At 40.4% G+C, this 23,086-nt stretch carries 27 protein-coding genes; 6 read left to right on the top strand and 21 right to left on the bottom strand.

Translation table 11 applies throughout. The features are described 5' to 3' along the window. Positions 1 to 47: 47 nt before the first annotated feature. The 5 genes from pstS to ICN28_RS08910 form a co-directional block, all read right to left on the bottom strand. Entirely contained in the window at positions 48 to 1,076 is a 1,029-nt protein-coding gene (gene pstS / locus ICN28_RS08930) for a phosphate ABC transporter substrate-binding protein PstS (protein ID WP_216288013.1), read from the bottom strand. Between the two features lie 215 nt (positions 1,077 to 1,291). After that, positions 1,292 to 2,326, bottom strand: a complete 1,035-nt coding sequence (gene arsB, locus ICN28_RS08925) for an ACR3 family arsenite efflux transporter (RefSeq protein WP_216288012.1) — start codon at positions 2,324 to 2,326, stop codon at positions 1,292 to 1,294. 17 nt (positions 2,327 to 2,343) lie between these two features. Continuing rightward, entirely contained in the window at positions 2,344 to 2,835 is a 492-nt protein-coding gene (locus ICN28_RS08920; RefSeq protein ID WP_216288010.1) for an arsenate reductase ArsC, read from the bottom strand. A 48-nt stretch (positions 2,836 to 2,883) separates the two neighbouring features. Next, positions 2,884 to 3,366, bottom strand: a complete 483-nt coding sequence (locus tag ICN28_RS08915) for an ArsI/CadI family heavy metal resistance metalloenzyme (protein WP_216288007.1) — start codon at positions 3,364 to 3,366, stop codon at positions 2,884 to 2,886. After that, complete coding sequence (locus ICN28_RS08910) at positions 3,363 to 3,695, bottom strand: helix-turn-helix transcriptional regulator (RefSeq protein WP_216287999.1); 333 nt, start codon at positions 3,693 to 3,695, stop codon at positions 3,363 to 3,365. The genes ICN28_RS08915 and ICN28_RS08910 overlap by 4 nt, the downstream gene beginning before the upstream one ends. A 136-nt stretch (positions 3,696 to 3,831) precedes the next feature. On the opposite strand from ICN28_RS08910, the gene ICN28_RS08905 reads away from it, so the two are divergent. Further along, positions 3,832 to 4,029 (top strand): hypothetical protein, encoded by a 198-nt coding sequence (locus ICN28_RS08905; RefSeq protein ID WP_216287998.1) that lies wholly within the window; start codon positions 3,832 to 3,834, stop codon positions 4,027 to 4,029. Positions 4,030 to 4,109: 80 nt separating this feature from the next. Here ICN28_RS08905 and ICN28_RS08900 read toward each other — a convergent pair whose 3' ends face one another. From ICN28_RS08900 to ICN28_RS08890, 3 genes are read right to left on the bottom strand one after another with little or no spacing between them, the layout of a single operon-like run. Continuing rightward, on the bottom strand, positions 4,110 to 4,742 hold the full coding sequence (locus ICN28_RS08900; protein WP_216287997.1) for a cytochrome b/b6 domain-containing protein: 633 nt from the start codon (positions 4,740 to 4,742) through the stop codon (positions 4,110 to 4,112). Then, positions 4,739 to 5,194, bottom strand: coding sequence for a diheme cytochrome c (locus tag ICN28_RS08895; RefSeq protein WP_216287996.1), 456 nt, complete (start codon positions 5,192 to 5,194; stop codon positions 4,739 to 4,741). Before ICN28_RS08895 ends, ICN28_RS08900 begins: the two co-directional genes overlap by 4 nt. A gap of 11 nt (positions 5,195 to 5,205) precedes the next feature. Further along, positions 5,206 to 5,640 carry a DUF1924 domain-containing protein gene (locus ICN28_RS08890; protein WP_216287995.1) on the bottom strand — a complete coding sequence of 145 codons (435 nt, stop codon included), beginning with the start codon at positions 5,638 to 5,640 and terminating at the stop codon, positions 5,206 to 5,208. A 151-nt stretch (positions 5,641 to 5,791) separates the two neighbouring features. Between ICN28_RS08890 and ICN28_RS08885 the strand changes: the two genes are divergently transcribed. Both ICN28_RS08885 and ICN28_RS08880 read left to right on the top strand, forming a co-directional pair. Continuing rightward, positions 5,792 to 6,661, top strand: a complete 870-nt coding sequence (locus ICN28_RS08885) for a transporter (RefSeq protein WP_216287994.1) — start codon at positions 5,792 to 5,794, stop codon at positions 6,659 to 6,661. Positions 6,662 to 6,704: 43 nt separating this feature from the next. Continuing rightward, positions 6,705 to 7,532 (top strand): ion transporter, encoded by an 828-nt coding sequence (locus tag ICN28_RS08880; protein ID WP_216287993.1) that lies wholly within the window; start codon positions 6,705 to 6,707, stop codon positions 7,530 to 7,532. Positions 7,533 to 7,545: 13 nt separating this feature from the next. Here the strand turns inward: ICN28_RS08880 and ICN28_RS08875 are convergent, their stop codons facing one another. The 12 genes from ICN28_RS08875 to styC form a co-directional block, all read right to left on the bottom strand. Continuing rightward, the gene (locus ICN28_RS08875) at positions 7,546 to 8,832 is read right to left on the bottom strand and encodes a Y-family DNA polymerase (RefSeq protein ID WP_216287992.1); all 1,287 of its coding nucleotides are present in this window, start codon (positions 8,830 to 8,832) and stop codon (positions 7,546 to 7,548) included. A 2-nt stretch (positions 8,833 to 8,834) separates the two neighbouring features. Continuing rightward, positions 8,835 to 9,320: a LexA family transcriptional regulator gene (locus ICN28_RS08870; protein WP_216287985.1), complete on the bottom strand. Its 486-nt coding sequence runs from the start codon at positions 9,318 to 9,320 to the stop codon at positions 8,835 to 8,837. A gap of 232 nt (positions 9,321 to 9,552) precedes the next feature. After that, positions 9,553 to 10,926, bottom strand: a complete 1,374-nt coding sequence (locus ICN28_RS08865; RefSeq protein ID WP_216287983.1) for a TrpB-like pyridoxal phosphate-dependent enzyme — start codon at positions 10,924 to 10,926, stop codon at positions 9,553 to 9,555. Between the two features lie 61 nt (positions 10,927 to 10,987). After that, positions 10,988 to 11,401, bottom strand: a complete 414-nt coding sequence (locus tag ICN28_RS08860) for a GFA family protein (RefSeq protein WP_216287981.1) — start codon at positions 11,399 to 11,401, stop codon at positions 10,988 to 10,990. 171 nt (positions 11,402 to 11,572) lie between these two features. Next, positions 11,573 to 12,871 (bottom strand): DUF1329 domain-containing protein, encoded by a 1,299-nt coding sequence (locus ICN28_RS08855; RefSeq protein WP_216287979.1) that lies wholly within the window; start codon positions 12,869 to 12,871, stop codon positions 11,573 to 11,575. Between the two features lie 33 nt (positions 12,872 to 12,904). Continuing rightward, positions 12,905 to 13,921: a 2Fe-2S iron-sulfur cluster-binding protein gene (locus tag ICN28_RS08850; RefSeq protein WP_216287978.1), complete on the bottom strand. Its 1,017-nt coding sequence runs from the start codon at positions 13,919 to 13,921 to the stop codon at positions 12,905 to 12,907. A gap of 17 nt (positions 13,922 to 13,938) precedes the next feature. After that, a complete protein-coding gene (locus tag ICN28_RS08845; RefSeq protein ID WP_216287977.1) occupies positions 13,939 to 14,925 on the bottom strand; it encodes an aromatic/alkene monooxygenase hydroxylase subunit beta in 987 nt (328 codons plus the stop codon). 18 nt (positions 14,926 to 14,943) lie between these two features. Next, the gene (locus tag ICN28_RS08840) at positions 14,944 to 15,237 is read right to left on the bottom strand and encodes an MmoB/DmpM family protein (RefSeq protein WP_216287976.1); all 294 of its coding nucleotides are present in this window, start codon (positions 15,235 to 15,237) and stop codon (positions 14,944 to 14,946) included. 14 nt (positions 15,238 to 15,251) lie between these two features. Continuing rightward, a complete protein-coding gene (locus tag ICN28_RS08835) occupies positions 15,252 to 15,587 on the bottom strand; it encodes a Rieske 2Fe-2S domain-containing protein (RefSeq protein ID WP_216287975.1) in 336 nt (111 codons plus the stop codon). 3 nt (positions 15,588 to 15,590) lie between these two features. Then, a complete protein-coding gene (locus ICN28_RS08830) occupies positions 15,591 to 15,842 on the bottom strand; it encodes a toluene-4-monooxygenase system B family protein (protein ID WP_216287974.1) in 252 nt (83 codons plus the stop codon). Between the two features lie 12 nt (positions 15,843 to 15,854). After that, positions 15,855 to 17,357, bottom strand: a complete 1,503-nt coding sequence (locus tag ICN28_RS08825) for a YHS domain-containing protein (RefSeq protein ID WP_216287973.1) — start codon at positions 17,355 to 17,357, stop codon at positions 15,855 to 15,857. Between the two features lie 35 nt (positions 17,358 to 17,392). Then, positions 17,393 to 17,875, bottom strand: coding sequence for a styrene-oxide isomerase StyC (gene styC, locus ICN28_RS08820; RefSeq protein WP_216287971.1), 483 nt, complete (start codon positions 17,873 to 17,875; stop codon positions 17,393 to 17,395). 255 nt (positions 17,876 to 18,130) lie between these two features. On the opposite strand from styC, the gene ICN28_RS08815 reads away from it, so the two are divergent. From ICN28_RS08815 to ICN28_RS08805, 3 genes are all read left to right on the top strand, one after another. Beyond that, complete coding sequence (locus tag ICN28_RS08815; RefSeq protein ID WP_216287969.1) at positions 18,131 to 19,135, top strand: AraC family transcriptional regulator; 1,005 nt, start codon at positions 18,131 to 18,133, stop codon at positions 19,133 to 19,135. A 205-nt stretch (positions 19,136 to 19,340) separates the two neighbouring features. Next, on the top strand, positions 19,341 to 20,684 hold the full coding sequence (locus tag ICN28_RS08810) for a DUF3422 domain-containing protein (RefSeq protein ID WP_216287968.1): 1,344 nt from the start codon (positions 19,341 to 19,343) through the stop codon (positions 20,682 to 20,684). 242 nt (positions 20,685 to 20,926) lie between these two features. After that, entirely contained in the window at positions 20,927 to 22,063 is a 1,137-nt protein-coding gene (locus tag ICN28_RS08805) for a hypothetical protein (protein WP_216287967.1), read from the top strand. On the opposite strand, the gene ICN28_RS08800 is transcribed toward ICN28_RS08805, so the two are convergent. Continuing rightward, the gene (locus ICN28_RS08800; RefSeq protein WP_216287966.1) at positions 22,060 to 23,082 is read right to left on the bottom strand and encodes an NAD(P)/FAD-dependent oxidoreductase; all 1,023 of its coding nucleotides are present in this window, start codon (positions 23,080 to 23,082) and stop codon (positions 22,060 to 22,062) included. The two genes, ICN28_RS08805 and ICN28_RS08800, sit on opposite strands and share 4 nt — an antisense overlap. Positions 23,083 to 23,086 lie beyond the last annotated feature (4 nt).

The raw sequence follows: 23,086 nt of genomic DNA, 5'->3' as shown, positions 1-23,086 counted from the left end.
AGATAGGCCACATGGCCTATCTCCTGCTTTACTCAACAACCAACTAATTACTTAGTCTTAATTTGTGTCCAAACGTTCTTACGAATGAAGTCTGTTGTAGCGTCAGGCATTGGAACATAGTCCAAATCTGCAGCCATTTTCTTGCCTTCTTTGAAAGCATAGTCAAAGAACTTCAATACTTCAGCTGAGTTAGCTTTGTTACCTGGCTCTTTGTACATCAAGATAAATGATGCACCAGTGATTGGCCATGATTTAGCACCAGGAGCATTGGTAATGAATGTACCCATACCTGGAACTTTTGACCAATCTGTACCAGCGGCTGCGGCAGCAAATGTTTCATCATCCGGAGCAACATATTGACCAGCAACGTTTTTCAACTGAACGTAAGGCATTTTGTTTTTCTTAGCGTAAGCATATTCAACGTAACCGATAGAGTTCTTGATACGGTTAACGTTCGCAGCAACACCTTCGTTACCCTTACCACCCACAGATGACGCAGCAGGCCATTTAACAGCAGCACCAGCACCAACAACAGATTTCCAATCAGCACTTACTTTAGCTAAGTAGTCAGTGAAAATAGCTGTAGTACCTGAACCGTCAGCACGGTGAACGATCGTGATGTCAGAACTAGGGATCTTAACGCCAGGATTCAACGCAGCAATACGCTTGTCATCCCACTTAGTGATCTTTCCTTGGAAAATATCAGCTAATGTCTGACCATCTAACTTCATTTGACCTGGCTTGATGCCCTCAACGTTCATCACTGGCACAACGCCACCGATAATTGCTGGGAACTGAACTAAACCGTCTTTTTCTAAGTCTTCGAATTTAACTGGGGCATCTGAAGCACCGAAGTCAACAGTCTTCGCTTTGATCTGCTTGATACCACCTGAAGAACCGATCGACTGGTAGTTCAAACCGTTATTTGTTTTAGCTTTGTAAGCTTCAGCCCATTTAGCGTAGATAGGGTATGGGAAAGTAGCACCAGCACCAGTAATATCGGCTGCCATCGCTGTTGTAACTGTTGAAAGTGCAATCGCACCTGCAACTAATGTTTTGGTAAATAAAGATTTCATTTTTTCCTCATTAAATGACGCTCATTGCGACAAGAGTGAAGATACAGAGACATTATGAAAGTTTTGTGACATTTGCGCTAGAACTTGATTAAAACCTCAAGATCTTACCTTATGCTTAATTTATCTATATAAATCAATTCCTTAAATAAAAAAAGCCCTTTATTAAAAGGGCTGTTTTTATTGATTACTTAGGATTTATTCTTATTTATGTCATATTACTTAGAACAAGAGGCACCCTTCTCGTACCAAGGTTTTGACTGATTCACCCATCTAACCACCAATAACATCACGGGCACCTCAATCAAGACCCCCACCACGGTTGCTAAAGCAGCTCCGGAATGGAATCCAAACAAACTAATTGCTGCAGCAACGGCTAACTCAAAGAAGTTTGATGCGCCGATCAAAGCGGATGGACAAGCTACATTGTGCTTCTCACCCACCGCACGGTTGAGCCAATATGCTAAGGAAGAGTTGAAAAATACCTGGATCAGAATAGGTACCGCCAACATCGCAATAACGAGAGGCTGATTAATGATTGCCTCACCTTGAAAAGCAAAGAGAAGAATCAATGTCACCAACAATGCTGTAATCGACCAAGGACCAATTTTTTTCATCACTGAATCAAAAACTTCTGGGCCACGGGCCAGCAATGATTTTCTTAAAAGCTGGGCCAAGATCACTGGGATCACGATATACAAGATCACGGAGGTTAATAAGGTATCCCAAGGAACGGTGATCGCCGAAACACCTAACAAAAATGCGACCAAGGGGGCAAATGCAACCACCATGATGGCATCGTTGAGAGCAACCTGAGACAAAGTGAACAATGGATCACCATTGGTCAAACGACTCCATACAAACACCATCGCTGTACAAGGTGCCGCTGCCAACAAAATCAAACCAGCGATATAGCTATCTAATTGATCAGCGGGTAAGTAAGGCGCAAATATTTCACGGATAAATAACCATGCCAAAAATGCCATCGAGAAAGGTTTCACCAACCAGTTAATAAACAAGGTGACGCCAATACCTTTGAGGTGCTGACGCATTTGGTTCATAGCACCAAAATCCACCTTGACCAACATCGGAATGATCATGATCCAGATCAGAAAACCAACGGGTATGTTGACGTTAGCTACTTCTAACCCACCCAGCAACTGAAAAGCAGCTGGAAACAATTGGCCCAGCGCAATGCCAACCACGATACAGATAAAAACCCATACCGTTAAATAACGCTCAAAAATATTCATGTGATGTACGCCAATGATTAGTTATTTGCAGCAATGTTTTTAAGTTCAGCACTTAATGACATTGAATCTAGTTTTTCTAAAGGTAAGTTCATAAGAATCTCAATACGCTTTTTCAAACCTAATTCAACATCTTTGAATGCCGCACGCTTAGCATCGTCCCCACCCTCAACTGCTGATGGATCAGGATAGCCCCAATGCGCCGTTGCAGGCTTACCCGGCCAGAATGGGCAGACTTCGCCTGCTGCGTTATCGCAAACTGTGATGATGAAATCCATTGGAGGCGCATCCGCCAAAGAGTATTCATCCCAACTCTTCGATCTCAACTTAAATAAGTCATAGCCGTACTTTTCAGCAATTTCAACAGCGAAAGGATTGACCTTGCCACCCGGCGTTGAACCAGCTGAGTAACCAATAAATTTTCCATTAGAAATTTGAGTGGCTAGAACCTCACCCACCACACTGCGTGCAGAGTTGTGCGTACATAAGAAAAGTATGTTGTATGTTTTCATGACGAATAAAAAGTTAAATGATTTATAAAATGAGTAGCTAGCGATCTATTAAGAGCAACACTTATTCTTAGTGGGAATCGAACTAATTGAAACGGTTGCCACACTGCTCATAGATGCTGGCGTACAGCAAGCGCTTGCAGCAACTTCATCAGAGGCCTCATTGAAGACAGGAATACTGTCTAAAGTATGAAATGTTTCCCATGGAATACCCGATGGATCATTGACCCAATACTTATCAGACTTTGCATAACAACAAGCAGCGCCTTCTTCCTCAACTAGATCTGTTTGCAGTTGATCCAATCTCGTTTTCATTTCGACTAAGCCTTCAGCCGCATCCACCTGAATACCTAGGTGATTTAAGCCCTCTGTAGCACCTCTAGCAGAAATCGCAAAGTTCACTTTAGGATCTTCTAATTGCCATTTCGCGTAATCTGCCTTATGAACAGTTGGCTCTGATCCAAACATTTCTGAGTAGAAAGCAACACTCTCTTCCAAACCCTTTACAGCAATGTGAATGTGCATACGTTTCATGATGTTTCTTTCATTTTTGTTTTTGACTTATCGGGTGCGCAAGATTGACCGCCACAACAATTAAAGAGAAGGAAATCCATCAGGGATTGAACCTGTTCCGCGTGAGGCCTGTAGATCAAATTTCTACTTTGGCGCTCCACCAAAATTAAATTCGCTTGATAGAGCTCTTTTAGGTGGAATGAGAGTGTTGCGGCAGGTATGCCTAAGCTCTCTTTGATATCAGAAGGAGTTACCCCTTCAGAGCCTCGTTGCACAATAAGGCGAAAGATATTTAACCTTGACTCTTGACCAAGGGCTAAGAATGATTGAACGGCATCTGTATTTTTCATAATTCCATAATAATGGAATTATGTGACGTTTGTGTGACACTTATTTGACTTATATGAATCTTTTGTGACTTGCCTTATTTCTATTGTTTTAGCAGAAAACTTGCACGACACTCTCGGCTACATAAAGGGAGTGACTATGTATACGTACGAAGAAGCTGTTAAACAATTACAAGAAACTGGTTCAATCAGTTTAATCAATTTCAAAGAATTACCATACGAAGATCTAGAAGAACTTCTAGAAGAAATCAAGAAATGGTGTGTTTATGCCAATGGTAATAAAGAGAAATTAGAGAAAAAATCTAAAAAGAAAGATAAGAAGAAAAAGAAGAAGTAATTAGATTTAAAAAAGATTAGTTTTTGCAAGCCAGCCAATGATTTATTAGCTGGCTTTTTTAATGATTAAAACATTGACCATTAAGAGTTAATTTGAACTAACCAAAAATAACCTACGGCAACTAGGATGATGGCTGCCATCCACTTAAAAGGTCGCACACGATTAACAGAGCTTGCTGAACCTTTAGATTCGGACTTAAGTGTATTTACACTCATCGAAATCTTCGCTTTTTGAAGGAGTGCATAAATCACAACACCTCCAATATGAATGCCCACGATTGCAATTAATAAATTACCCAATGTCTCGTGTAAATCTTCAAATAAATCAGGACCAATTTCTTCAAAAACAAGATAACCACTAAAAGTGACTAATAAGATGACAACTAGAAGCAGATACGCAGCCAGAAACCCAATGGCATGAAACCCTATAAAAGTTTGTGGATCTGAAGTAAAAAGAGATTTGAAATACTCAATAACTTTTTTAACCCTAGGATAAATGGCATTAAATCGTGTGTACTTGCCGCCGACAAATCCCCAAATCAAACGAAACGCCACCAATCCAAACATGGTGTAACCCATAGTCACATGAACGAGGCGAAATTTTTCGCTATCTTGAGTCAGAATAGCCCCTAAAAAACAAAAAGCCAGCAACCAATGAGAGACCATAACGGCCGCATCCCAAGACATCATTCGTTTTGATAATTGAGCAATCATTTGGGTACCTTCACAAAGTCATCGTCATATTGACCTTTATCTGCTGTTGTATGGCAAGCCATACAGTTCGACTTACTTTTCACTTGAGCATGCTTCCAAGTAGCTTGTGAAATTTTTCTATGCTTTTTAATAAACCATGCTGACTCGGTCATACGGTCATGAGGAGGCGCTTCATTAACGCGCTTGTATGTTCCAGCATGTTGATTTAACCACTGACTAACCTCTTTAATTGATTGAGGATCTAAAGAAGCATCTGTACCATAGTGCTTATCTAAGGTTGTCATAATTCTGGCCCAAGATTCTTTAGGAAGAAACGCTGGCGGATAAATCATATGGCAGCTAGCACATTCATTTTGAACAATTTCAGGGACTCTGAGAGGCATCATATTCCCATCAGCCAGGGCGGAACTGCCATAAATAACGAACACAACTATCGTTAATAATTTTTTCATAATTAGAAATGCTATTTCTTAAGATTATTTAAATAAGCCATGACATCGGCTTTTTCCAGAGGTGTGCATTCCCTTGAAAGCACATCCTTACAGTTACGCTTGAACCATTTATTCACCTTAGCTTCATCAGTAAATCGTTTGGCGTTAAATGCTGGCGCTAAGGGTGCAATGGTTTTATCCGTTGAAGCATGCTTGCCATCACTTGTTGGAGGTGCGTTATGGCACGTTGCACAACTCCAGTCTTGCCCATGTTTGGATGTGAAAAACTTTTCCCCCCTAATGGCTGAAGCCACCTGTTTAGCTTCAAGACTGTATTGCTGTTGAAAGCTTTGGGCATCTAAAGCCCATCCGAAATTAGATATCAAACTTAGTAAAGTAACAGCTACTGCTTTTTCAGCAGAAATACTCAAGACTTTTGATTCAATTAGTTGATTGAGATTCGTCATTATTTGCTCTCATTTACATTGATATACTCATAATTTAAGAGCCTAAGATTAAGAGACTCTTAAGAAAATCTAAAAAATCCTCTTTTTAAAAAATACCAATTTAGATTTCTGGTAGATAATGTATACAAATCAGTTACATCGGACATTATTCATGCGGTTTAAGCTCAATCAAATCAGTTACATTTTGGCTATCCTTCCAGGAATGGCAGGAGCTATTGATCTTCACCCGGATGACATCATTGCCCCTCCCCCAGGCATCCAACTACTTCAGATCAACTATCAGCGCAGTGAGCGTAGCGATCGCTATGTGGATGGAGTTAAAACCAGCACCGGTGGCGAAATTGTCAATTCCCAAATGCAACTTAAGTATGGGCGATCTTTTGCACTCAATACAATGCCCGCTTACTTTTATATTCAAGCACCACTGACTGAGATTTCTACATCCGGTAGCGTAGCAGCTGTAAGTTCTAACTCTGGTGCTGGTGACGCCTCTTTTGCTTTTGCTCTTTGGCCTTATGCCAATCGAGAAACTAACAAATATTTTGGCTTTGCTGGATATCTGACGGTCCCAACAGGAACGTATGACAGCCAAAGACGTTTGAATGCGGGAGAGAACCGATACAAGTGGGCACTTCAAGCTGGATACGAACAATCACTCAGCAAACGTATCAATTGGATGGCCGCTGTTGATACGCTTTGGTTTGGTGAAAATGATGATTACTTATCAACACACCAAGTACAAAAGCAAAAAGCCTTGTACAGCGCACAAACAGCATTTATTTATAAATTTAATTCTATCTATAGCAGTGCTGTGGGGTACTTTTACACGACAGGTGGACAAACGAGCATTGATGGCGCTATCCAAGCTGATAGAGTACAAAATCAACGCTATCAAGTCAGCGGCATCGCTAACTATCCATTTGGACGCATTACCCTTCAATACGGTCAAGAACTGAATACCAAGAACGGCTTTATTGAAGATAGCCGCTGGATCATAAGGTACAGCAAGTTCTTTAAGTAATTATCCATTGTCTCAATCAGAAGACTCATAGGGAAAGATATTTATGTCCTTTAAGAATCCAACCCTCAAAGAGCAACTGTTCACGATCATTTTTGAAGCAGATACCCGACTAGGGCAGCTGTTTGATAAAACTCTGATTTATTTGATTCTGTTATCCCTATTAGTGGTGATACTCGACAGCGTTGAATCGATCGCTCAACACTTCCATCAGCCATTTATGATTTTGGAATGGACGTTTACCATTCTATTTAGTGCGGAATACATTGCCAGACTCTACTGCGCACCGCAACGCCTTAAATATGCGCTTAGCTTTTACGGCATCATTGACCTAGTAGCAGTTTTACCAACCTATCTTGCTTTGATCTTCCCAGAACTTCACGCATTGATTGATGTCCGAGTTTTAAGACTGATTAGAATTTTTAGAATATTCAAGTTAACGGAATACTTCTCCGAGTACAACCATTTGGCTGGCGCATTAGCGGCTAGCCGTCGAAAAATATTTGTGTTTTTATCTGTGGTGCTGATGGTTGTGATGGTGATGGGTACTCTTATGTACGTTGTGGAAGGTCCCGAGCATGGTTTTACCAGCATTCCAGTTGCTATTTATTGGGCAATCACCACCATGACCACCGTTGGGTTTGGTGATATCACACCAAAAACTGATTTAGGACGACTCATATCATCCATCATGATGTTGATGGGTTGGGGAACGCTAGCTGTGCCAACGGGTATTGTGACAGCAGAGATGTCTGTGAATCGTGATCGCACACCACCAACCACTCGCATGTGCCACTCCTGCATGAGCGAAGGTCACGGTCACATTGATATGTACTGCAGACATTGCGGCGTCAACCTCATTCCTAAAGAATGATTGCTACAGTCTATTAGTAAGCGATCGGCAACTGGTTCCAATTGGTTGTATAGCTAGGCGATCGGTTATCAGAACGCATGGCCCAAGCCTGTTTCGTTCCCATAGCAGCCGACTTAATGAGGTTGCTACCAAAGCGTGCGTTGATTTCATCCATTGTCTTCATCAGTTGCGCCGATTGACCTTTGGCTTCCATATCTTCAAATAAAGATTGTTGTACAACCGGTTTATCCGCTAACAGATTGAGAACCACGCCCGCCTTTTTGTATCTGAACCCGCCTTTGAATATCTTGCTCAACCCATTCATCGCGGCAGCAGTTAACTCTAATGAGTCATCACTAGGATTGGGTAATGGCACCACAATGCTTTGAGCATACTGCAGCTCGTTTCTCATAAATGGATTGGTTTGAATAAACACGGTGATGGCACCCGTCACAGAATTCTGCAGGCGTAGTTTTTCAGCGGCTCTAGCAATATGGGTGGCAACCGACTCGGATAACTCATTAAAGCTAGTAACTAATTTACCGAAACTGCGCGAAGCAATAATTTGCTGCTTAGGCGGTGATACCTCTTCCAGTTTTAGACACGACACGCCTCGTAACTCATAACAAAGTCGCTCCATCACCACCCCAAATTGCAAGCGCATCACCTGAGGAGAGACCTGCAATAAATCAAATACGGTTTTAATGCCCATGACTTGTAAACGCTTCGCAATTTTTTGTCCTATGCCCCACACTTCCCCAACCGACACCTCGGTCATCCATTGATGAAGGTCTTGTTTGGTCATGGTGCTTAGGTCACAGACCCCCTGCCATTGCTGGTATTTTTTGGCTAAATGGTTGGCAAACTTCGCTAAAGTCTTTGTGGGCGCAATGCCTACGCAAACAGGTAAGCCAGTCCATTCTTTCACGCGATCTTTGACAGATAAACCCAGGTGCGTGGGATCGGTGTAGTGTTTCATGACCGTATCAATTTTTAAGAAACTCTCATCGATACTGTAAACCTCTAGGTTGGGGGTGAACTGACGCAATACGTCTACCACTCGATTACTCATATCCCCATAAAGCGTGTAATTTGATGAGTAAGCGACAACACCGTGCGTTTTAGCGAGGTCCTTGATTTGGAACCAAGGGGTCCCCATCTTCACACCGAGTGCTTTAACTTCAGCACTTCTAGCAACGGCACAGCCATCGTTATTCGACAAGACCACCATGGGTACTTTTTCTAACTGAGGCGCAAAAACTCTTTCACAAGAAACATAAAAATTATTTACATCGACTAAAGCAAATAAATCAGATGACATGTTTAGTTCCTCGTTGAGTGACTGGCATAGCGACGGACAACACCCACGACCACACCCCAAATTTGTAATTCAGAGCCCTCTTCAAATGTGATCACGGGATAGTCTGGGTTTTCAGGGCGAAGTTCAATACGCCCGCGATATTTATAAAGTCGCTTGATGGTGTATTCACCATCCACTACAGCGACCACAATATCTCGATGTTTGGCTTTTAAGGCACGATCAACAACCACCTTATCGCCATCATGGATGCCAGCCACAATCATTGATTCACCTCTCACAGTAAACATGAAAGTGGCTGGCTTATTCTGTACTAAATAGTTATTAAGATCTAAGCCATCTTCTGCGTAATCTCCTGCTGGACTAGGGAATCCTGCTGAAATACGATGGGATAGCAACTTGATCTCAAACGCCTCAAAATCCCCTGCAAAGCCTTCTGGCTCTTGCTTGAGAGTCTTTTGTACGGGAGGATTTCTATTTAAGCCATTCATATAATACTGTATATTTATACAGTATACATAGAATTTGTCAAATTCAACAAGTTGCGCGTCAAGTGATTCGAATAAGAATCACCAGTTGATTGTGAGTGAATACTTCAAAAAATGAGCTAAAAAGACATTAGCCACATTAAGTTTTCCAATCGAAAATTTAATGTGGCTAAGACGGTAATTAGAAATTATTAATTAGATCGAGATTTGATCTAATTTTTTAGTGCAGCAAGGACTAAGAAAACTCTCCTGGCACAGATGGCAAACCAGATAATGCCATTGCTAATTCGTTTTCATCATAAGACTCATTCGTTAACTCACCTGCAAAATATTTTTGGTAAGAAGCCATATCAAAGTGCCCATGTCCACATAGGTTAAAAAGGATAACCTCAGACTTACCTTCACGCTTACACCTAAGAGCCTCTTCAATAGCTCCCTTAACAGCATGATTGGCTTCTGGAGCAGGCACAATACCTTCTGCTCTTGCAAATAAAACACCTGCCGCAAAACATTCAACTTGCGTATAAGCAATTGCTTCAATTAAATCGAGTTCTTTAACATGAGATACCAAAGGCGCCATACCGTGGTATCTTAGTCCGCCTGCGTGAAACCCAGGGGGGGTAAAGTTTGAACCTAAGGTATGCATTTTAGTTAACGGTGTCATATGTGCCGTATCACCAAAATCATAAGCATATTTGCCTCTTGTTAAAGATGGACAAGCAGCAGGCTCAACAGCAACAATTCTTGGCATTTTTCCACCACGTAAACCCTGACCTATAAATGGAAAAGCAATACCTCCAAAATTTGATCCGCCACCAGTACAGCCAACCACAACATCCGGCTCAACATCTGCCATATGAAGTTGCTCAATCGCCTCCAAACCAGTGACTGTTTGATGTAATAAAACATGATTTAAAACAGAACCGAGAGCATATTTAGTGTCGTCTCTTTGAGCAGCAAGTTCAACTGCTTCAGAAATAGCAATGCCTAAACTGCCTGGATGATCAGGTCGCTTACTAAGAACTTCTCGACCATATTGAGTTTCTTGTGATGGTGAAGCGACGCATCTTGCGCCATACGTTTCCATAACAGCTTTTCTATATGGCTTTTGGTCATATGAAACTCTTACTTGAAAAACTAAAACTTCCAATCCAAATAAATTGCCCGCAAAAGAAATGGAGGTGCCCCATTGACCGGCACCAGTCTCGGTAGTTATACGCTTTACACCAGCCTGAGCATTATAAAAAGCTTGAGGAATAGCTGTATTAGGTTTATGACTACCAGCAGGGCTAACACCTTCATACTTATAAAATATCTTAGCTGGCGTTCCCAACGCCTTTTCAAGTCGATGCGCTCTAAATAAAGGAGCAGGTCTCCATAGCTTATAAATGTCTTGTACAGGTTGAGGTATCTCTATTTCTCTCTCTAAGCTGACCTCTTGCATGATGAGATCCATTGGAAATAATGGCTCTAAATCTTGAGGGCTAATTGGCTCCATAGTTCCAGGATGTAAAACTGCTGGCAGCTGTTTTGGTAGATCAGCTTGGATGTTATACCAAGATTTTGGCATTTGGGATTCATCCAATAAATACTTTGTTTTTTCAGACATGACATTTCCTTGAATAACAATTAATTATTAGATAGATATTAGAACAACTTTTGATCAAGAATTAAGTAGGCATTTTCCCGAATTTAGCTAAATGATCATTAGGCCTATCCCAGACTTGAGAACTATCACAATAAATATGCATACTTGGCTTGATATGTGAAGGCTCATCTAAGCTAGCAATTCTTGCAAAGATTAAGTCCGGAAGAATTTCAACATCACTAAATAAAGGGGATCCACAATTAGGACAAAAATGTCTTTCAACTACGTTTCCACTATCACCAGTAAATTTATATGAACTAGTTTTCCCAGTAAATTTGTAATTATTACGGTTTGTAGCAAAAACAGCGGCAGAACCAGTACCACTTGATTTTTGACAGTCTCTGCAGTGGCAATGAGCTGCCATAGCTAGCTCACCATTAAATTCATAACGAAAATTACCACACGCACAACCACCAGATAATTTATAGTTTGCCATGTCATTTCCTAACTAAATTTATAAAGAAAAACCCCCTTCTCTTTTTCCGCAAAGAGAAGGGGGGCACAACTGACCTCGTTTCCCATATTCACAAGGTCACCACCCCTTTAGCAGGAGTGATTGAATACAAGAGTGAAAACAAAAAAACGCTCTTGTAAAACAATTTCTTACTTAATCTCCACCCCTCATATATTGCACATTGAATATATTTGGAGGATTCAATTTTGGATCACTAATCATTTTTAGTTGCAATGCGGTGCAATGTTGATTTTGCACATCTAGCATCGAAGCTGTTGTGTAGATTGCAATACCTGCATTTTTATTTTGTGGTGCATGGTAGGCAGAATCACTAAAACCAACATCCCAACGTTTCCATAATGCGCCTTTTTTGTCATAAATAAGGATCATCGGGAAAATTGATGTTTGAGCATCCATATACATCACACGCTTACCAATAGGACTCGATTTATTCGTAGGAACAGCTTCAAGAACGTGCACTAAACGAGGGCTCCATGGTGCATTAGCAAAACATCCGCTCTTACCACCAAAAGTTGCCATACCATAACCATCTGAATCTTTCGCTTCAGTGTCTTTTAATTGGCTATGACGATAGAAGTGAGTCAACATGACTTTAGATTCAACATACTTCCATTCAGCATCAAGAACTCTGCCGTTATATCCCTCAAAGTCTTCAATCATTAAATCAGAGCCCAAGAATGAATCAGTCGTTTGACCTGTTGGCAAACGTCTAACTCGACGTTGGAAACCAAGATAAAGATAGGAGTCATCCAATTTCGTATCGTCATCAAATCGCTGAATTAACAATTGGGTATTTTTTAAATCTTGTGGAGCCAATACCTTTAAATAAATATTTCTATAAATATTAGATGGGTTAGGCGTTATATCCTCAATAGGATGTTGAGTGGTTCGATGTTTCAAGCTAATAAAGTTAAAATCAAATTCAACTCGCTTCTCTTTTTTACCATTTTTATAGTCAATATATGTCCAGTAAAACGGGAAGATACGTCCGCTATCACCGACCACCTGTGAGTACTTATAGTTGAAGGCTAATTTCTCACCCGCTCTTGGATCATTCTTTTGCGGATTAACTGGAAATGGTCGACCAGCTACATAACCTTCAATAGTTCCAGGAGCAGATCCCAGCTTGACATTTGCAGCATTTTTCTGAGTCGCTGCAACGTAATTAGGGTGCAAAGGCACTGAATGCGCCTGTTCTGTGCTTAACTCTAGGGCACCATCAGAAACCAAATTAAAAGTTCCCGGATCTAGAAAATCCTTAAAGTTATTAACGTTGGATTTGTTGATTACCATGCCAGGTGTAAATCCTGGAATAGTAGGCATTCCTTTTTTATAAGGATTGAACGAAGCTTCTACATCCTCATTAGTTACCGCAAATGCCAAATTAGAAACTAAAGCTAATAGCAATGTTCCTTTAATTAGTGGCTTCATAGATCCCCCTTACTTGTTGTTGATAAATAAATTTCAGAAAAAACGATCAAAATGGATTTGATTAAAAGGTACTTGATGCTTCAACATCAAAGTCTCTTGTAAACTTTTTGTCATTGGCGGCGGCCCCGCAAAGTAAAACTCATAATCTTTAATACACTCTCCCAGCTTCTTTTCTACTGACTCATGAACAAAACCAAATTCGCCAGACCATTTTTGTATGTTTTCTTCAGTCATATCAGATACAACTGGATGAAAAAATATTTTCTTGCCAAATTCTGGTAAATCCGAAATTTGTGACTCAACCACTACATCTTTATAACTTCTACCGCCATAGAAAAAATGTAGCCTTTTATTTTTCAATAAGCCTTGATCAGAAGCGCCTCTAGCAATTGAAACCATTGGCGCCAAGCCAGATCCACCAGCCACGCAAACAATATCTCGCTCGTTGTCACGTACATAAGCCATTCCGTAAGGCGCATCAATTTCAATTACATCTTCTTGAGTAACTTGATTGAATAAAAATTCAGTCCCTTTTCCATTGATAACTTTCCTAATTTGAAATCTCCACTCACCTTTTACATTTGGCAAGTTAGACATGGAATAGGCTCTTTTGATACCTAGATTTGGAAAAGATAAGAGTGCGTACTGACCTGGTTGAAAATGAGCTGGTTGATCAGTTATAAATACAAACTCTTTAATATCATGCGTGATATCGTAAGAATTTAAAAATCTAGCCTTCACTCTTTGTGTTTTTAAAAGAGGTTCGTATTCATTCGATAACCTGGCTTTAATGGATATGTCTGTTATCGGCCTGGTTTGACAGCCAAGATGCACATTTTTTCTAACATCTCTTGCTGTCAAGCCTGGAGGGTTTTCGCATAAAGACTCAACTTGGCCACACAACAACTCAAACTTACAGCTACCACATGCGCCAGCATTACATTCATATGGAAATCCAAGACCTTCACGAAGTGCAGCCAATAAAACAGTGTCCTCTGCGTCATGAGCCACCACTTTGTTTTCGCCATTAATGTTTATTTTATGAGACATGATTGATTTTTATTTGATCAAAATCCCAAAGATTTTCTATAGGCTCGCACAGCAATCTTTGCATCATCAGCGGCATCAGGAACATCAGGAAGACCATGACAATAAGCATCAATCGCTCTATCAGCCAATGCCTCCCATTTATTTATCCATCCTTGAATCACAGCATGATTAGATTCATCTTCCAAAGCCATTTTCACCAAAGTCTCTGACCAACGACGATGGCGCATGGCATCAATCATTTGAGCATCACATAACATTGCCAATAGCTCATCCCCGTTATGTCTAGCTGAATTACTTAAGTTTCTTAGGATTCCTTCTTCTATTGCAGGCTTAGCAACAAGATTTAAAGCAACAAATGCCTCACCCCAATCCCATGTAACTAAAACCTTCTCCATCAGTTCGCGGTAGCCCTGCCATATAGGCTCTCCCTCCCAAAACTGACGTTCTTTTTCCGTAAAACCTTTATCCGGATGGGCTAGTTGTAATTGTTTAGTTCTGTAAGCAGTATGGGTTAACCAACGTAATGAATCTGCCATTTGGAAAAACCCACAGATCGTAATTGTGCTTGCTGGCGCCACTTGAGCAAAATAAGCAGAGGCCATCTGTAAGGTATGGAATAGGTAACGTGCAGGGGCATACCTTAAACCCAATGTTCCTAACCAGCCTGATGCTAAATTTTCATCATGCTCTCGCTTACTAAATTGGTCAAATAAACCATATACATAAGTCTCTTGCCCATCCTGCATCATGTTATAGGTTCTATAAACAACCTCATCTGGATCTCGGAAAGAATTCCAATCAGTATGTTTTAACGCACTTCCATAGGTATTTTTTTTGTACCACTCATTCATGAATGTATTAGGATCTTGCTCATATGGAGCATTCGAATCTCTATCGTGATAATGCAAACGAGTACTAACTATCTCGTACTCACTTGGTTTTCTTCTTCTTGAACTTAAATGACTCCAAGTCTTTAAAGGCTTCAAAATTTCTGCATTTGACATCTGTTTTTCCTTATCAAATCAAACTTTTTTAGTGAGATAAAATCTAATTGCATCAGGCAACGTTTCTACCTGCCCAGCAAAAGAACTTAAATCAACTTCTAAATCATTCATTGTGAATGGGCGACCTAGAGCGCGTTCTATTGTTTCTCTTCTTAGAATCATTTCCCCATCCGTCTCAATTCGCAAATAGGCTCGCTTGTCCTCAACTCTAATTTCCTTATCAGGGTTATCTTCTTGAGCGGCCTCAGCAACTGCGAATGCCAATTCGCCAGAACGCATAATGGGACCAACATTGTTATTAATTCCTGACATATACCCTCTAATTTTTAAGTGTGTGCAAACAAAGGTTCAATACCTTCTACATTGACGTAGACATCTTCACCATCAACCTTAACGGGGTACTCAGCCAAAGCGCAGTCAGAGGGGTTAATTCCCTTACCGGAGCAAACATCAAAAGTCCATAAATGTGCTCTACAAGTAATGATCTTGCCATCAAACTTACCCTCAACAAGTGGAATATCTTGGTGTGGACAAACCCCTTGAAATGCAGAAAGTTCACCACCACTTTTACAAATCAACAGTACCTCTTTTCCGTCAACATCAAAGGAGTCCATCTCCCCTTCCCAGATATCATCAAGAGTGCAAACTTTTTTAAATGCCATTTCTTATTCCCAAATTATTTCTACACATTCCGTAGGCTTTAAACCACTCTCGGAAACCTTCATATTTCTTGCAAAAAAACTTTCTCCAGAACGTCTAACACGTAATATTTTGTTTGGACGATCCTTAACTCGACGACCCACAGAATGATGGGCAGCCGCTTGCGCCACCTCATCCATCGTATTTTCAGAATCAACTGGGACTAACTGCAACACAAAGTCACCTTCAAAGTTGCAGCACAAAGGAAATAAAGCCATCAAATCCTCCTATTAAATTGCTTTTTTAAATTGAGCTGATTTGTATGCTTCTACCCAGCTATAGTTATCAGCATCATCACCAATTTCACCAGGTGACAAGCTCATGAATGCGAGTGCTCCCGCAAGTGTTGGTGGCTGAACTTGACCATCCAAAAATCTATCTACTAATGACTGGTGGCCTGCATAACGCTCAGGCTCTTGCTCAAAACACCAGCGATCTGGCTCAGAACCAAAGTGATAGGTTCGCCCTTTGTAATCCAATGAATAATCTTTTACATTCCAAGATTTTCCAGGAACACCCACAATTGGTAACTGACTCATGTTGCAAACATATGGCAAGGTTTCTGGATAAGTTTTATCCATTTTTCCCTCAACCATATTGTCAATAATCACATCCCAACATTGACCCCATTTATCATTCCAGCCTGGATATTTTTCTTCAAGCCAATCACGTTCTTCAGGGCTCATGCCTGCTGCGGCATTCCACCATAAAGTTGGCCTCCAGAAGTACAAGCCCATCTGCATTGAGTGATGAGTATTCTCAACCTCCTCAAGGAAAATATTCCAATACCATGGTTTCTCAAGACCGAGATCTTCAATGTTTCTAATAAATTGATTAATAATGAATTCATTCATGAACTCTTTGAATGAGGACTTTCTGTGTTCTAGTGGCGTGTAGTAATCCATTGCAGGACCAGTCAATACACTAAACAAACGCCATGAGCGCCAAAAAGCAATATCTAGTTTCTTTTGCGCCTCTTCTTTTTTTCCGTTAGCCAGTAAAACTTTTAAAGCTGCGCCACCAATTTGTGCATGGCGAGATTCATCAGTCTGAATACTTGAAATCAAACTAGAGAATGAGAAATCCCCATTTTCAGCTGCATCAGCAGCTAAACCTAAAAATTGCATATTTGTGAAACCAGTTTCAAAACCAAAGGTCAACATAATCGCGACACTAATAGCATCACGAGTCACCATGATGTCATCAAAGTAATGACGTGCAGCTATTGCTGCCCACTGGTTGGTGTCCATACTCTTATGAGCCCAGTCAAATTGGCGTGACTTATTTACATGCTCATGTGGGAAATAGAGTTGAATTTGACCATGTCGTGTTTCATCCATAGCTCCTAATGTCGCCATATTGCGCATGCCTGGAGCAGGACCAAATCTAGCCATCCGAGCTTCAGCACTACCAGCAGAAAATTCAGCTCGTGGAACTGCGCCATAGTGCAATTTCAAAACAGATTGCCATGAAGGAGCTGCATTTTCATAAATACTACTTCTCTCCAATGCAGCTTTTACTGAGTATGCTCCAGCATCTTTTTCACGCTGGACTTTTACATATTCTGGATATGTTTGCTTGTACGGCTCATCATAAGACATCCATGCATCTGGAGGTATCCCCATTGCCCCAGTCATCTGCTCTGGAAAAAGTTCGTCTTGCTGAACATAACTAGGTGTCCAATTTGTATCTCTAGCAATGTCATACCATTGAGACCTATCTAACTTTGTCATGATTACCCCTGTTAATGAATGATTAAATATAAAAATTAAGTTTTCTTAAAGCAAAAAAATGCCATATATAAAATGGCAAACATACTTAAGACCCCAAATAAATAAGCTGGTGCAAGTGCAATAACTGAAAAAATATCAGCCGAACCAAATTTGTTATCACCAAAACTTAAGCCACGGTTGCTTGAGAAGTTTGCTGAAATATAAAAAATTGTGTTAGCCCATCCAGTGCAAATAAATGTCCAAGCCAGTATTTTTTCTTTTGAGGAACTTAAGTTAATCTGAACCACTACAAAAGCCAAAGCTATAAGCATCAGAGAATTCATCGGTACACCACGATGAACCTTTGCCCATCCTTCTGGAGTTCCACCTATTTCTATCTGTAAAATGAACCCTGGATAAATCTCAAATCCACCGAGGATTGAGACCCAAAGCAATAAACCAGTTCCAAGCGCAACAAACATGATCAACAAGCCATGACCAATCATTGTTTTTTGAATAGAATTAATTGTTGGTTCCAACTGCAAAATAGATTCCTTAAATGTTGATTTGAGTCAATCATTCAACTAATTTGCTTGAGAACCTATCCACTATAGGAATTACTTATCCTAAAAATGTAGTTTTAAAAATTGATGCTCCGTGATTAATGGATTACCCTTAAAAAAACAGGCTATTTAGTCAGTTTTTTACTTGTTAACCCTAATCCATATTTACCCTAATATCGATAACTTACAAAAATAATGAAACTGATGAAGTAGTATGTAATCGAATCAATTATGTTGAAGACAAATGAACTTTTAGGTCTAACTAAATGGTTAGACAAGCATCCACTTTTTCACAGCGGTGATGAAGTAGAAGAGGTGCGCCATAAAGTTGGGCATGTATTTGTCCCACACAACTTAGATGTTCTTGGTCAAGAACAACATTTAAGTGCGAGCATGAATCACTTACAACTCGAGAACACATCGATTAATACTTTGGGTTACGGTGCTGGAGTCAAGATTAACTGTGACCCTTTTGAGAAATTTTTACTCATTATGTTGCCAATGACCGGCTTTATGGATGCCTCTGTAAAGGATGGTGTTGTTCATGCCAATCATGATATTGCTGCGCTCATCAATACAAGCGATCCACTTTCCATGAGCTGGGGGGAGAACTGCAATCAGTTAATTATTAGAATTAATAAGCAGCTTATTGAAAGAACATGTGAAACTTTATTAGGGCACCCAATTAAAGAGGATGTTCAATTTTCATCAACACTTAATATGTCTAACGGTTTTGATATGTACCAAAATATCATTCACCTCTTAGCATCTAATCCCTTTATTTCAGAATCAGCCAAGAGCTTTCCCATAATTACAAAGCAATTAGAGCAATTGCTTGTTAGCTCTCTTTTACTAAATCAAAATAACCAGTACTCTCAAAAACTGTTAAATCCAGAAAAAGTTATAACTCCTCAGTACATCAAAAAGTCTGAGGAATACATGGTTGAAAATGCTGCTGAAAACATCACCCTTCAAGACGTTGCCAATCATGTGGGAATTAGCCTTAAAACACTTCACAATGGCTTTCAAAAATATAGAAACAATAGCCCAAAAAATTTCTTAAAGAATTTACGCCTTGATTTAGTTAATAGAGATTTAAAATTAGCTAGACTTGAGAATGCCAGCACAACTGTCACAGACATTGCTTTACGTTGGGGATTTTTACATTTAAGCCACTTCAGCGAATCTTATAAAGAAAAATTCGGTGAGCACCCTTCAAAGACATTAAAAGGCTAATGTCTTTCTATTTATAAGCACTTACCCAGGGAGTCAATCTTAACCAAGAGTGACATCAACCCTAGTAACTACTAATTATTAATAACATCAGTGATACTTAGTGCTTTTCACTAATTAACTCTTTGAATTAAAAGCCATTTATTGCATAAGTTGCCCTCTTATTGCGATACAGTAGAGTTAATCAAGAATTAAATTAAAAATACTTATGCGCTTATACGACCATCCTTTAAGAGCAGCACTCCACGAAGAGATCCATTCAAGACCCCCTGTTGCTCTATGGCCGAAAGATCGGATCTTGAACCAAGCCTTTTTATTGGATGCTAAAGATCGAGCCAAGCAAATTGCGTGGATCAAGTCTATTTGTACAAAAATGAACCAGCCTGCCGAAGATGAGCATGTCCAAAGTTATCGGATGGTGGAGTTGCAGGCCGCCCCCCATCGCATGATTGTGAAATGGGAGTTGCATGGTGAATTTGCATCCATCTCTGCCGTAGTTCAGCAAAACAGTTTGCTCAACGCCTCTCATATTACAAATCGCCCCCAAATTGAAGCGCAAGTGAATCAGGTTTTAAAGGGCTTGGGTGTTGCACCGATACATGAATCCGGCGGCCTCAGAATTGCTGCTATTGATATTGCTTTTGAAGATCGAGAACTATTTACCGACGCGGAACAAGTCGCTCAACTGTTTTCAGGCAATACCTTATTAGGCAGCAATATTTTGAGCAGTAAAAAAGCTCAGCTATGGACCGATTTGCAAATTAATGAAGATGGCTATATTTCGTATTTAGTACCTCACGCTGGCATGGGCTCAAGGCAAGCCGGTCGTGTAGCAAGGCGCATTACTGAAACTGAAACTTATCGCATGGCTTCCATGATGGCTTTCCCTGTTGCCAAAGGCTTGTCTCATCCTTTGCGACTTGCTGAAGCAGAGCTAGCCAATCTTTCCAAAGAAATCTCTAATGCCCAAAGTAAAGAATCTATTAGCCCTAATCAAGATGGCGAATTCTTACAACGCATTTCAATCCTAGCTTCTAAAATTGAGGAGTGGATTTCAGAGCACGGTTTACGTTTCACAGCAGCCGAAGCCTATAGCCAATTAGTGAACAAGAACTTAGAAGAGCTCAATGAAACGCCTATCGCTGGCGTACAAACTTTATCAGAGTTTATGGATCGTCGTTTTGCACCCGCTATGAGCACTTGCTCATGGACACAACGCCGCCTCAAAGAGTTATCAGATCGAATCTCTAGAACCACGCAAATTTTACGCACGCGCATTGAGTACGTGAATGAAAGTCAAACACAGCAATTACTAGCCAGCATGGATGAGCGCGCTCAATTGCAATTGAGACTCCAAGAAACAGTTGAAGGTTTATCCGTTCTAGTACTGACCTACTATGCCGTCAGCCTAATTATTTATACTGCCAAGGGCGCTAATGTTTTCCATTTAGGACTCTCTCCTGAATTGATTGGTGCGATCTGTACACCAGTTATTGCATTTGGCATTTATCGCATTAACCAAATAAGGAAAAAAAGATTTAAGAAAGCCTAATCGTCATTCTTAATAAAAAATAATGCCTTGAAATAATTAATGCTTCGGCTGATTATTCAAGGCTTTTTTATGAGCACTAAAAAACCACTCACTAAAAATCTTTTCATAACAACTCATAGATTAATGACTACTTTAATTTAACTATCAATACAATAAATAAGATTATTATTGATTGCTTATTGATACTCAGAAAATCTTAAATAGAAAGCAAGACTTCTGGCCGTGATAATTGAACACTCACCATGACTTTTAAAACGATTCTGCTCTCTTTTTGTTTAGTAATTTCTCAGCAATCCCTTGCTGAAGGTTTGGTATTTGAATGCGATCGCGAAAAATTAAACACGATTGATGCAAAGCTATACAACTACTTCAAGCAGCTGGGTATTGATCAAGATTTTTATAAAAAACAATTGAGCTCCGATAAGCTTGAACTTCGCTTAAAGAAGACGACTTTAGAGAACAGTACGCTTTACCTACGCTGGAACCCCCAATTCAATATCCAGGAAGAGCTTATTCAGTTGCCTGCTGCGAATGGCAAAAGGGATGTCCACACTGTTTCTAAAAAAGAAATTGCCTTGGCTTTGATGCAGTCCGGACGTGAAACCATCTTCAAAGGTCCTTCATGCACATTTGAAGCGTTTGAAGATCATGTCAATGTCAGGCAAATGATTGTTGCTTGGGCCGAGCATCTGCACTGGAAGTTTCCTGATGGCTCTTCTGCTAAATGGAATGAGGCCTACTGGGAAAACGGCACGCTTAAACCTGGCAAACCTCTATCAGAAGCAATGAGCGACTTTTTTATCAATGAAGACAGCTGCTCAGTTGGTTGCTATACCGCCACTAAGATTGTCTTTATTCAAGGCATATTGGATTACTACCAAAGAATTAAGCAAGACTCTAAAACCGCTCAAAAGATTAAAGATACGCTTCGAAGCGATGGTGAAGTACTGGTGAATATCGAACCAGAGTTGATGTGGCAATACCTGGAAAAGGATAAGAAAGTACTCTCCAAGCAAGCCAAGCTACTGACAGTTAAACAGAAGGTAGCGCCATTGAACTTTATTCCAGGTGACTGGGTTTACTTTATCAATACCGATCCAAAGAGTTCAGATAAGGCTGGATACGAAGGCTCTAATTCGATTTACATGGGGCGAGCCAAGTTTGATGATTTTTACAATGACAACGGTCATCATTATTTCTACAACGAGAAGTTATCTGAAGTTTATAACTGGCGAAATGGCGTTTTTAGTCGGTCACAAGATTATGAAAAACTTCAATCTTTGCCCCCTGAACTACTCAACAGATTAAGTCTCCCACCTTCTCAGGGCGGCATTGTTTTAAATACAAGGGCCGTACCGCACTATTTTGGCTTTAATTAAAGGGTATCAATGCTACCCATCAGGCTAAGTCTTTGGGCTAAAGCGTGACCACTCATCCAAGCACCCTCCACCGTTGAGTTTCTGAGCCAATCTCCACAAACACTCATGTTCATGTAGGTATCCAGCACAAAGTTAGTCTCACTGGGTGTTTCAAGCCTGGAGTAACGCCATAGATGGGTCTGGTAAAGATCACACTCCACCCCTGTTAGCTCTTTAAAGCCCTCTAACAAGAGCATCTCTGCTTCAGTTTGACTCAAATCGATATGCTCTAACGACCATGCTGAGCTAGCTTGTGCCACCCAAGACTCATAAGGCGATCTACCAGGCTTGTTGCTATCTCGCGCCATCCAAGAAAAGAGATGGTTTTCAACAAAGGCACCATCAAATAATAGATTCAGTGGGTTTTTAAGATACGCCATCAATGTCCAACATGGCAACATCACAACTTGATCACACGTCTCTGTTAATTGATCGGAATGCTCCCCAATTAAGACTTTAGCTTGTGGCGATGGTATCGCTAAAACGACATGATCAAATTCTTGAGGTAATAAACCATGTTCTTTCGACACCAACTGCCAAGTGCCATTTTTATTTTTTGAGCCTCTTTGAGGCTTTTGATGTTTTAACTCTGTAATGGTGTTTAAAAGCGATACGTTCAATGACTCTGCTAAATACTTTGCAGGGGCACTCATCGTAGGCACGCCCACATAACGATGAGTTTCCTTTTTAAGATCAGTGACATTCCCATGATCAAAGGAAACGATCTTGCCATTCCAGGCCTCCACTACGCCAGCGGCTTGCCATTTTTTTAACTCGTCAGAAAAACGTTCATCTTTCACCGTGAAATACTGAGCACCATGGTCAGCACCCCACTCTTGGAAGTACCGATGGCTCATACGACCACCCACACCTCGGCTCTTATCAAAAACAGATACCTCAAAACCAGACTTCACTAACTCTGCTGCACAAGCTAAGCCAGAGATACCTGCGCCAATGATGGCAATTCTTTGTTGGTTCATGAAT

Source organism: Polynucleobacter sp. 30F-ANTBAC, assembly GCF_018882385.1.
Lineage (GTDB): Bacteria > Pseudomonadota > Gammaproteobacteria > Burkholderiales > Burkholderiaceae > Polynucleobacter.
Note: the sequence above shows the minus strand (reverse complement) of the source record. Positions and strands in the feature narration are given on the sequence as shown.